This window comes from Kitasatospora sp. NPDC001683, assembly GCF_053596495.1.
This window is the reverse complement of sequence record NZ_JBSFGK010000059.1, coordinates 39254-47821: the sequence shown is the minus strand read 5'-3', so window position 1 is coordinate 47821 and position 8568 is coordinate 39254. Positions and strand designations below refer to the sequence as shown.

Below are 8568 nucleotides of genomic sequence, written 5' to 3'. Positions count from 1 at the left end.
GGGGTAGGGGGGCGAGGGGGCCCCCCCCCGGGCGCCCCGGGGGGGGGGGGGGGCCCGGCCGGGGGGCGCCCCCCCCCCCCCCCCCCGCCCCCCCCCGGGGGCCCGGGGCCGAAGGCTGTCTGACGGCGGTTCAGAAATTTCCGAAATATCAGCGAAACATTCAACCACGTATTGACGCGTCCCATACACCCCGAGTTACCTAACGGCGGGAGCGCAACCCACCACCCGGGGCGCATCGTCCGCCGGACGGCCGCCGCCGTGCTCCCGCTCCCCGAACCGATGGCCCCACCACCGTCATCGCTCGTGCCCACTACCCGCCGACCGCGCGGGTGCACCTCCCCCTGGAGCGACTCTGGAGGTCGACCATGCCCATTCGAAATGTCCTGATCGGAATGCACCGCGCCTGGACCGCCGTACTGGTCCTGGCACTGGTGCTCGCGACCGGCGCGCTGGCCGCGACGACCCCGGCCGCGGCGGCCGACAACACGTTGAAGGCGGCGGCGGAAGCCAAAGGCCGTTACTTCGGCACCGCAATTGAGCGCGGCGACCTCGGCGTCAGTGGTGAGATCGCCGTCGCCGGGGCGCAGTTCGACATGCTGACCCCGGCCAACGAGATGAAGTGGGACACCGTCGAACCGTCCCGCGGCTCGTACAACTTCGGGCCGGGCGACCAACTCGTGCAGTTCGCCCGGTCGAAGGGCATGCGGGTACGCGGCCACAACCTGGTGTGGCAGAACCAGCTCCCGTCCTGGGTCTCGAACCTGCCGCTGGACCAGGTCCGCTCCGCGATGGAGGCGCACATCACGGCCGAGGCCACCCACTACAAGGGCCAGGTCTACGCCTGGGACGTGATCAACGAGCCCTTCAACGGCGACGGCTCCTTCGTCCCGGACGTGTTCTACCGGGCGATGGGATCCGGCTACTTCGCCGACGCGCTGCGCACCGCGCACGCCGCCGACCCGGGCGCCAAGCTCTACATCAACGACTACGGCATCGAGGGTGGGAACGCGAAGAGCGACGCCCTCTACCGCCTGGCCCAGTCGCTGCTCGCCCAGGGGGTGCCGCTGGGCGGCATCGGTTTCGAGAGCCACTTCATCCTCGGGCAGGTCCCCTCCGACATGCAGGCCAACATGCAGAGGTTCGCGAACCTGGGCCTGGACGTGGCCGTCACCGAACTGGACGACCGGATCCAGCTCCCCGCCTCCGGCGCCGCGCTGCAGCAGCAGGGCACCGACTACGCCGCCGTGGCCCGGGACTGCCTGGCCGTCTCCCGCTGCGTGGGCGTCAGCCAGTGGGGCGTGGACGACGCCCACTCCTGGATCCCCGGCACCTTCCCCGGGACCGGCGCGGCAACCATGTACGACGGCAACGACCAGCCCAAGCCGTCCTACTACGCGGCGCTCTCCGCCCTCGGCGGTTCGAGCTCCGGCGGTGGCGGTGGCACCACGGGAGAGTTGCACGCGGTCGGTGCCGGCAAGTGCCTGGACGTGCCGAACGCCTCGACCACGGCGGGCACCCCGGTGCAGATCTACGCCTGCTGGGGCGGCTCCAACCAGACCTGGACCCACACCTCGGACGACCAGTTGACCGTCTACGACGGCGGCAGCCGGCTGTGCCTGGACGCCTCCGGGCAGGGCGCCGTCAACGGCACCAAGGTGGTCGTCTGGTCGTGCAACGGCCAGGCCAACCAGCAGTGGCACCTCAACGCGGACGGCAGCGTCACCGGCGTCCAGTCCGGCCTGTGCCTGGACGTGTCCGGTGCCTCCACCGCCGACGGCGCCCTGACCCAGCTGTGGACCTGCAGCGGCGGCAGCAACCAGCGGTGGACGCTGGGCTGACACCACAGCACACCACTGCACGGCACAACACGGTGCGGTGCGGCCGGACGGCGCCGGGACTCCCGGGCCGTCCGGCCGCACCGCTTTCCGGCCCGACGGCCCGTCAGCCGTTCGCGGCCGGGCCGGCGCGGGCCACCCGCGGCGGGGCGGTGCTGCTGCGCTCGACCAGGCTGGTGGCCAGGTCCACCCGGAGCGTGCCGGGCCGCACCCCGCGGGCGAGGTCGATCACCAGGCGGGTCGCCGTCTCGGCCATCTCGGTCAGTGGCTGGCGCACGGTGGTCAGCGGCGGCCCCACCCAGCGGGCCAGCGGCAGGTCGTCGAAGCCGACCACGCTGAGGTCCTCCGGGATGCGCAGCCCCAGTTCGCGGGCGGCCTCGTACAGGCCCAGCGCCTGGAGGTCGTTCCCGGCGAACACGGCGGTCGGCCGGTCCGGCAGGCGTAGCAGTTCCAGGCCGAGCCGGCGTCCGGACTCGTGGTGGAAGTCGCCCTCGCGGACCAGCTCCGGGTCGTACGGGATGCCCGCCATGTCGAGCGCCGCCCGGTAGCCGTCGGCCCGGGCCCGGCTGCACATCATCCGGGCGGGGCCGGCGATCAGGCCGATCCGGCGGTGGCCGAGGTCGAGCAGGTGCCGGGTGGCGGCGAGGCCGCCGTCCCAGTTGGTGGTGCCGACGGCGGGCACCTCCTGGCCGGGATCGCCGGCCGGGTCCATCACCACGAACGGGATGTCCCGGCGGGCCAGTTGCTCGCGCAGCGCGCGGTCCAGGTCGGACAGCACCAGCACCACGCCGGTGGGGCGGCGGGCGAGTACTCCGTCCACCCAGGACTGACCTGGCCCGTGCCGTTCGGCGGACTCGGAGAGCACGATGCTCAGGCCCTCCGCGCGGACCGCGTTCTCGACGCCCCGGATCACCTCCACCGCCCAGGCGCTCTCCAGCTCGTGGAAGACCAGTTCCAGCAGCGGGCTCGTCTGGCGGTTGCCGCGCCGCCGCCGGTAGCCGTAGCGCTGGAGCAGTGCCTCCACCCGCTCCCGGGTGGCCGGGGCGACGTCGGCGCGGCCGTTCAGGACTTTCGAAACTGTCGGCGCGGAGACCCCGGCCTCCTGCGCGATCTCGGCGAGCGTGGCCGCTCTGTCCACGGGTTCCTCCTGCACTGCCCCTGCTGGGCGAAATCCGTCGTGGGTGGCTGTCGGGCACGGCCGCGGGCGGTCCGTACCGCACGGATGCTAGCCCGCCGGCGGGCCGTGGCCGATCCCGTCCGAAGTCTTGACTGGGGATCAGGTCGGATCTACGTTTCCCACAACATTCGGCGACTTGCTCGAAACATTCGAAACTGAGGGCAGGATATGCGATCCAGACTCGCCGCGGTCACCGCGGTCACCGCACTCGTCCTGGGGACGTCCGCCGCCTGCAGCTCCGGCGACTCCTCCTCCGACGCCGGAGCCGGAACGATCCACGTGCTGGTCTACGGCGACGCCGGCAACAAGGTCGAGAAGCAGATCGTCGAGACGTTCAACCGGACCTCCAAGGTCAAGGCGGTGCTCGACACCATCCCCGGAGCGGACTACCAGCAGAAGCTGCAGACCGTGATCAACAGCTCTCGGGCCCCCGACATCTTCTTCAACTGGGGCGGCGGCTCCATCCAGTCGTTCGTCAAGGCGGACCTGCTGCTGCCGCTGGACGGCTTCATCGCCGAGGACCCGGGCCTGAAGAACAACTTCCTGCCCTCCGTCTTCAACTCGGCGGTGATCGACAAAAAGGCGTACGGGATACCGATGCGCGGCACCCAGCCGGTGCTGCTGTTCCACAACAAGAAGGTGCTCGCGGACGCCGGACTCACCCCACCGAAGACCTGGGACGAGCTCCTCGCCACCACCAAGGCCCTGAAGGCCAAGGGCATCACCCCGATCTCCCTCGGCGGCGGCGACCAGTGGCCCACCCTGATGTGGTTCGAGTACCTCTACGACCGGATCGCCGGCCCCGGGCTGTTCCAGCGGGCGCTCGGTGGCGACAAGGAGGCCTGGGCGAGCGAGGACAGCCGCAAGGCGCTGACCACCCTCAAGCAACTGGTCGACGCCGGGGCCTTCGGGAGCAACTTCGACTCCGTCAAGTTCACCGACGGCGGCTCCCCGGCCCTGGTCGCCAAGGGCAAGGCCGCCTTCGAGCTGATGGGCTCCTGGTACTACTCCACCCAGCAGGACGCCAACCCGGACTTCGCCAAGTCCGGCCTCGGCTACACCGGCTTCCCCGCCCTGAGCGGCGGCAAGGGCGACCCGGCCGACGTCGTGGGCAACACCAACAACTTCTACTCCGTACTCAAGAAGACCAAGCACCCGGTGGAAGTCGCGGCCTTCCTCAAACTGATGTACTCCGAGGAGTTCGTGAAGGCCCAGCTGGCCATCGGCAACCTGCCGACCACCACCAACACCCCCGACCACTTCGACCTCTCCGCCAGCCCCGCCTACTCCAAGGACCAGTACCAACTGGTCAAGGACGCCCCCTCGTTCCAGCTCTCCTGGGACCAGGCCTACCCGCCGAGCGCCATGACCCCGATGCACACCGCGATCCAGCAGTTCTTCAACGGCGGACTCGACGCCGACGGCTTCGTCAAGGCCATGCAGGCCTTGCCGACGTCATGACGCGCGCCACCGGGCGCGGCGCGGTGGCCACCCGTCCGGGACTCGTCTGGGCGGTGCCCGCCGCGGTGTTCTTCGGGATGTTCGCGCTCACACCGCTGCTGCTGGTCGCCGTGCTCTCCTTCACCAGCTGGGACGGCATCGGCGACCCGCACTTCAACGGCCTGGACAACTGGACCGCCCTGTTCCACGACCCGGTGATGCTCCAGTCCGTCTGGACCACCCTGCTGCTCACCGCCCTGGGCGTGGTGACCCAGACGCCGGTCAGCATCCTGATCGGCGTCTGGGCCGCCGGGAAGCAGCGCAACCGGGCCGTGCTCTCGGCCGTCTACTTCGTGCCGCTGCTGCTCTCCGCGACGGCCGTCTCGGTGGTGTGGCGGGCTGTCCTCGACCCCAACTTCGGCGTACCGGCCCAGCTCATCTGGCTGTTCGGCGACGGCAACCTGCTCGGCACCAAGAGCGGGGCGATCGGGGTGCTGACCTTCGTCGGCGTCTGGCAGTTCACCCCGCTGCACGCGCTGATCTACCAGGGCGGCGCCCGGGCCATCCCCCAGGTGCTCTACCAGGCCGCGGCCGTCGACGGGGCGGGCCGGGTGCGGCAGTTCCTCCACATCACCCTGCCGCAACTGCGCAACACCGTCATCACCTCGGTGATCCTGATGGTGGTCGGCGGCCTGACCACCTTCGACACGGTGCTGATCCTCACCCAGGGCGGTCCCGGCACGGACACCACCGTCACCTCCTACTACATGTACCAGAAGGCCTTCAAGAGCTTCGACTTCGGCACCGGCTCGGCCATCGCGCTGGTCCTCGTGGTGGTCGCCACCCTGATCTCGCTCGCGGTGGTCCGGCTCTCCGGCTACGACCGGATGCGCGGCACGGCGGAGGGCCTGTGATGCGACGACGCCCCAACGTCCTGGCCGGGTTCGGCTCCCTGGTGTGGCTGGTGCTGGTCGGCCTGCCGCTGTACGTGCTGCTGATCGCCACCTTCCGCACCCGTGCCGACTACTCCACCGAGGGCCCGCTGAGCCTGCCCAAGCACTGGACCCTGCAGAACTACCTGACCGACCTCTCGACCGGCTTCGGCCAGGACTTCCTCAACACCCTGACCGTCACCGCCGGCGTGGTCGCCATCGTGCTGCTGGTCGTCCCGCCGCTCGCCTACGCCATCGTGCGCGCCCGCGGCCGGGCGACCGGCTGGGTGTTCCGGCTGTTCCTGCTGGGCCTGGCGATCCCCGCCCAGGCGGTGATCGTGCCGATGTTCTTCGTCATCAGCAAGACCGGCCTGTACGACCACCTGCTCGGCGTCATCCTGCCGACCGCGGCCTTCTGCCTGCCGGTCTGCACCCTGGTGCTGACCGGTGCGATGCGCGACATCAGCCCCGAGCTGTACGAGGCGATGGCGATGGACGGCGCCTCCCCGGCGCGGATGTTCCGCCAACTGGTGCTCCCGCTGTCCAAGGGCGGACTGTCCTCGATCACGGTCTTCGCCGCCCTCCAGGCCTGGAACGGCTTCCTCTTCCCGCTGATCCTCACCCAGTCCGACTCCACCAAGGTCATCACCCTCGGCCTGTACGACTTCCAGACCGAGCACGGCGTGGACGTGCCCGGACTCCTCAGCGCCGTGGTGCTGTCCATGCTCCCCGTCTTCGTCGTCTACCTGTTCGCCCGCCGCGCCCTGGTCCAGGGCCTGACGGGGGTGGGAGGAAAATGAACGACCACCGCGACCCCGAGCCCGCGCCCGCGTGGCTCGACACCACGCTCACCCCGGAGGCCCGGGCCGACGCCCTGATCGCCGCGATGACCCTGCGGGAGAAGACCGCCCAACTGGTCGGCGTCTGGGTCGGCGCCGACCCGAGCGGCGCCGAAGTCGCCCCGCACCAGCACGAGATGGGGCCGCCACCCGACCTCGACAGCCTCCTGCCGTACGGGCTCGGGCAGTTGACCCGGCCGTTCGGCACCGCCCCGGTCGACCCGGCGCTCGGCGCGCTCTCGCTGCTGCGCACCCAGCAGCGGATCGTCGCCGCCAACCGCTTCGGCATTCCCGCGCTGGCCCACGAGGAGTGCCTGGCCGGCTTCGCCGCCTGGGGAGCCACCGCGTACCCCGTGCCGCTGTCCTGGGGCGCCGCCTTCAACCCGGGGCTGGTCCGGACGATGGCCGCCGCCATCGGCCGCGACCTGCGGTCCGTGGGCGTGCACCAGGGCCTGGCCCCGGTGCTCGACGTGGTCCGCGACGCCCGCTGGGGGCGGGTCGAGGAGACCATCGGCGAGGACCCGTACCTGGTCGGCACCATCGCCACCGCCTACGTCCAGGGCCTGGAGTCGGCCGGGGTCATCGCCACCCTCAAGCACTTCGCCGGGTACTCCGCCTCCCGGGCCGGACGCAACCTCGCGCCCGTGTCGATGGGCCCGCGCGAACGCGCCGACGTCATCCTGCCGCCCTTCGAGATGGCCGTTCGCGAAGGCCGGCCCCGCTCGGTCATGCCCGCCTACACCGACACCGACGGCCTCCCCTCCGCCGCCGACCGGGCCCTGCTCACCGAACTGCTCCGGGACACCTGGGGGTTCACCGGCACGGTCGTCGCCGACTACTTCGGCATCGCCTTCCTCGCCACCCTGCACGGCGTGGCCGAGGACCGCTCCGACGCCGCCGGGCTCGCCCTGGCCGGGGGAGTAGACGTCGAGCTGCCGACCGTCGACGCCTTCGGACAGCCGCTGTTCGACGCGGTCGTCTCGGGCAGTGTCCCGGAGCGGCTGATCGGCCGGGCGCTGCGCCGAGTCCTCGTGCAGAAGGCCGAACTCGGGCTGCTGGACGCCGACTGGAACCCGGTGCCGGCCGCCCTCGCCGACGTCGACCCGAGCGAATCGGCCGCGCTGCGCGGTCTGGTCGATCTGGACCGGCCCGGCAACCGCGCGCTCGCCGCCGAGCTCGCCGAGCAGGCCGTGGTGCTGCTGCGCAACGACGGACTGCTGCCGCTGCGCAGCCCCGCCCGGATCGCGCTGATCGGCCCGAACGCGGACGAACCCACCGCCGTGCTCGGCTGCTACTCCTTCCCGGTGCACGTCGGCGGACAGCACCCCGAAACCCCGATCGGCATCGAACTCCCCACGCTCCGCGAGGCGTTGGCGGCCGAGTTCACAGGCGCCGAGCTGCGCACGGTGCTCGGCGTGACGGTCGACGGCGAGTCCACCGCCGGCCTCGCCGAGGCGGTCGAGGCCGCCCGGCAGGCCGAGGTGGTGGTGCTCGCCCTCGGCGACCGGGCCGGGCTGTTCGGGCGCGGCACCAGCGGTGAGGGATGCGACGCCGAGTCGCTCGAACTGCCCGGAAGACAGCGACAGTTGCTGGAAGCGGTGCTAGACACCGGGACGCCCGTGGTGGTCACCCTGCTGGCCGGGCGGCCGTACGCGCTCGGGCGTGCCGTCACCGAGGCGGCCGGGATCGTCCAGTGCTTCTTCCCCGGCGAGGCCGGGACGCAGGCGCTCGCCGGCGTGCTCAGCGGGCGGGTCAACCCGTCCGGACGCCTGCCCGTCTCCGTCCCCGCCCACCCCGGGGTCCAGCCCTCCACCTACCTGGCCGCGCGGCTGGCCCAGGCCGGCGAAGTCTCCAGCACCGACCCGACACCGGCCTACGGCTTCGGACACGGGCTCGGCTACAGCGACTTCAGCTGGTCCGGGCTGGAGGTGCGGACCGCCGAGACCGGCACCGACGGCGCGTTCCGGCTGGCCTTCGAGCTGCGCAACACCAGCGCGCGGGCGGGCACCGAGGTGGTGCAGCTCTACCTCCACGACCCGGTGGCCTCCGTCGTCCAGCCGGTGCAGCGGCTGATCGGCTACCGCCGGATCCCGCTGGACGCCGGAGTGGGCTGCCGGGTGGAGCTGACCGTCCCCGCCGACCTGGCCTCCTTCACCGGCCGCCACGGCGAGCGGATCGTCGAACCCGGCGCCCTGGAACTGCGGATCTCCGCCTCCAGCACCGACCCCCGGCTCACCGTGCCGCTGCGCCTCACCGGCCCGGTCCGCCCACTCGACCACACCCGCCGACTGCACCCGACCTTCACCGTCCACGCGCTCCCGCCAGCCGCTACCCCGTAACGGAGG

Annotated in this window: 6 protein-coding genes; 5 read left to right on the top strand and 1 reads right to left on the bottom strand. The window is 71.6% G+C overall.

Features of this window, described 5'->3' with window-relative positions:
- The first annotated feature begins 365 nt into the window (after positions 1 to 365).
- Positions 366 to 1838, top strand: coding sequence for an endo-1,4-beta-xylanase (locus tag ACWCYO_RS27570; RefSeq protein WP_270140125.1), 1473 nt, complete (start codon positions 366 to 368; stop codon positions 1836 to 1838).
- A 103-nt stretch (positions 1839 to 1941) separates the two neighbouring features.
- On the opposite strand, the gene ACWCYO_RS27565 is transcribed toward ACWCYO_RS27570, so the two are convergent.
- On the bottom strand, positions 1942 to 2988 hold the full coding sequence (locus ACWCYO_RS27565; RefSeq protein ID WP_405000572.1) for a LacI family DNA-binding transcriptional regulator: 1047 nt from the start codon (positions 2986 to 2988) through the stop codon (positions 1942 to 1944).
- 192 nt (positions 2989 to 3180) lie between these two features.
- Here ACWCYO_RS27565 and ACWCYO_RS27560 point away from each other — a divergent pair, with 192 nt between their 5' ends.
- Genes ACWCYO_RS27560 through ACWCYO_RS27545 form a run of 4 tightly spaced genes read left to right on the top strand, consistent with a single transcriptional unit; the run spans position 3181 to position 8562 of the window.
- Entirely contained in the window at positions 3181 to 4473 is a 1293-nt protein-coding gene (locus ACWCYO_RS27560) for an ABC transporter substrate-binding protein (RefSeq protein ID WP_449785691.1), read from the top strand.
- The gene (locus ACWCYO_RS27555) at positions 4470 to 5366 is read left to right on the top strand and encodes a carbohydrate ABC transporter permease (RefSeq protein ID WP_449785690.1); all 897 of its coding nucleotides are present in this window, start codon (positions 4470 to 4472) and stop codon (positions 5364 to 5366) included. The genes ACWCYO_RS27560 and ACWCYO_RS27555 overlap by 4 nt, the downstream gene beginning before the upstream one ends.
- Positions 5366 to 6184 carry a carbohydrate ABC transporter permease gene (locus tag ACWCYO_RS27550; RefSeq protein WP_270140117.1) on the top strand — a complete coding sequence of 273 codons (819 nt, stop codon included), beginning with the start codon at positions 5366 to 5368 and terminating at the stop codon, positions 6182 to 6184. Before ACWCYO_RS27555 ends, ACWCYO_RS27550 begins: the two co-directional genes overlap by 1 nt.
- Positions 6181 to 8562, top strand: coding sequence for a beta-xylosidase/alpha-l-arabinosidase (locus ACWCYO_RS27545; protein ID WP_449785689.1), 2382 nt, complete (start codon positions 6181 to 6183; stop codon positions 8560 to 8562). Before ACWCYO_RS27550 ends, ACWCYO_RS27545 begins: the two co-directional genes overlap by 4 nt.
- Positions 8563 to 8568: the final 6 nt, after the last annotated feature.

Coding starts and splice junctions, on each gene's coding strand:
- ACWCYO_RS27555 (WP_449785690.1), top strand. CDS start 4,470: ATGACGCGCGCCACCGGGCGCGGCGCGGTGGCCACCCGTCCGGGACTC.
- ACWCYO_RS27550 (WP_270140117.1), top strand. CDS start 5,366: ATGCGACGACGCCCCAACGTCCTGGCCGGGTTCGGCTCCCTGGTGTGG.
- ACWCYO_RS27545 (WP_449785689.1), top strand. CDS start 6,181: ATGAACGACCACCGCGACCCCGAGCCCGCGCCCGCGTGGCTCGACACC.
- ACWCYO_RS27560 (WP_449785691.1), top strand. CDS start 3,181: ATGCGATCCAGACTCGCCGCGGTCACCGCGGTCACCGCACTCGTCCTG.
- ACWCYO_RS27570 (WP_270140125.1), top strand. CDS start 366: ATGCCCATTCGAAATGTCCTGATCGGAATGCACCGCGCCTGGACCGCC.